At 72.0% G+C, this 2,152-nt stretch carries 1 protein-coding gene; it reads right to left on the bottom strand.

Translation table 11 applies throughout. The features are described 5' to 3' along the window. Nucleotides 1-268: 268 nt before the first annotated feature. Entirely contained in the window at nucleotides 269-1,915 is a 1,647-nt protein-coding gene (locus Q0789_RS16520) for an alpha/beta hydrolase domain-containing protein (RefSeq protein ID WP_298807079.1), read from the bottom strand. Nucleotides 1,916-2,152 lie beyond the last annotated feature (237 nt).

Raw genomic sequence — 2,152 nt, 5'->3', positions numbered from 1 at the left:
ACGGCCACGACGCCGCCGGCAGCGATGAGGGTGCCGGCGGTGAGGGCGCTGATCAGCTTCATGGAGGCTCCTTCGACGGCCCCTCGAGGGGCCCTTCGTCGCTCGGGAAGTTGGGGTGACGTGACGACCAGTGCGAGGTCGGTGGCCTTTGCGCTGGGAGATCGCTCGGCGGGAGGGGCGTGAGTCTGGTCCCGCCAGGGCTCGGGACCGGCCGTGCCGGTCCCGAGCCCTGGCGGTGATCAGCGGACGAGTCGTGGCCGCCGCGCGTTCACTGGAAGATGTCGGTAGTGCGGGCCTCCTGGACGATCTGGTCGGCGTCGAAGGAGGTGAGGAAGCCGGCGCGCTCGAGCTGGCGGGCGCTGCGGCGGACCTGGAGGGCGTAGTCGAAGCTGCGGCCCCGACGGACGTCGTAGAGCTCGGCCAGCCGGTCGGTGTCGAAGGGGTCCTCCCAGCCGGCGATGCGGCAGAACGAGGCGCCGGTCGCGTTGCCGTACCAGGTGCTGGTGGGCACCTCGAGGTAGGGCGACCGGATGCCGCCCTGGACGTTGCCGAACTCGTCGAGGACGGGCTGGCCGTACTTGACGACGATCGGGTCGGCGTGCGGGGGCGGGACGTCCTCGCGGACCCACCGGTCGAGGTTGCGCAGGGCGGCGTTGAAGAAGATGTCGCTGGGGAAGCGGCTACGCGGTCCCTGGTCACAGCCCTGCGGGGGCACGTCGCGGTCGGCGGCGACGATGTCCTGCGAGCGAGCGGAGTAGTAGAGCTCGTCGGGGGTGGCGTGCCCGGCGCCGGCCATCTCGTAGTGGCGGAACTGGTCGGGGGCGGTGTCGCTGTCCGGGCGGCGCGAGCCGATGCCGGTGAGGTAGTCCGACTGGGACATCAGCTGGGTGACGGGGACCCCGACGCCGTAGATGGTGCGGCGGGAGTCGCCCGCGGGCGGGGCGGGCTCGCACTGGTTCATCGGGTAGGCGCCGGCGAAGGCGCCACCGGCGACGCCGACGAGGTAGGCGTCGTAGGTGGGTCGGCCCTGGGCCTCGACGACGAGCGGGTGGATGGCCTTCATGTAGTTGATGAGGTACCCGCCGGTCTGGGAGTAGCCCAGGCCGTAGGCCTTGCTGACCTCGGTGGCGCCGGTGCCGTAGGTCAGCGGGTTGGTGGCGTCGTCACTGCGCAGCCAGTTGCCGACCTGGGTGTAGATGTCCCACACCAGCCCGTTCTCGGTGTCCCGAGAGCTGTCGGCCGCGACGGTCTCGCAGTTGGCGGGGTCGTCCAGCGGGAGTGGGTTGGCGAAGGACAGGTCGCCGTAGCGGTCGGCGTCGAAGCTCTTCAGGGCGTCCACGGCGATGGGCTTGGCGGTGATGCCGACCCAGGTGTCGCCGTTGGCGATCATCTGCTCGTGGGCGAGGGCCCACCCGATGTTGAGGTCGAAGAGGTTCGAGGGGTTGAGCATCTCGACGACGATGTTGCCGCTGAAGTCGTCGGCGTCCGCGGGACGGCGCACCAGCACGCGCGTCGTGTACGGCGCGTCCTGGGTGCGGACGACGGCGGGGGCGTCGGCGGGCCAGGAGTAGACGTCCGACTCGCCGCTGGCGAGGTACTCCTCCTCGACGTAGCCCACCTCGGACAGGTCCTGCGGGACCTCCTGGTAGGCGGCCCCGCCGAAGGGGTGGGAGGCCTCCGAGGACGGCAGGGGCCCGGTGACCTGGGCCCGCTCGCCGTCGATGGCCTGCGCCGGCTCGGTGCGGCCCTTCCCCTTGCTGGTCGAGGCCGTGGTCGAAGCGGTGCCGGAAGACCCCTTCCCGGGAGCTGCGGTGGGGGGCGCCGCGGTGGCGGGCAGGACGGTGGCGGCGGCCAGGGCGGTGACGATGCCGGTGGCCAGGGCCGCCCTGCGGGCGGCCTTCATGCTGGTGTGCATCAGCGTGCTTCTCCTCGTCGCTGAGGTGGGCGTGCGGGCGACGCGCGCTGGGGGCGCGTCGCCGGGGTAGCACTGGTTGTGGTGATCACCTCCCGGTGGTGCCGGACGTGGGCGGTTCCGGTGCCGGCGTGAGTGCCGGCGCCCGGGTCGTCGCTGGGGTGGGTCAGCGCACGTCGTCGTCGACCCAGTCGAAGGTCCGGGTCACGGCCTTCTTCCACAGGCGCAGGACGCGCTCGC

The organism is uncultured Pseudokineococcus sp. (assembly GCF_947499845.1).
GTDB lineage: Bacteria > Actinomycetota > Actinomycetes > Actinomycetales > Quadrisphaeraceae > Pseudokineococcus.
This window is presented reverse-complemented; position numbering and strand designations above follow the sequence as displayed.

Coding starts and splice junctions, on each gene's coding strand:
- Q0789_RS16520 (WP_298807079.1), bottom strand. CDS start 1,915: ATGCACACCAGCATGAAGGCCGCCCGCAGGGCGGCCCTGGCCACCGGC.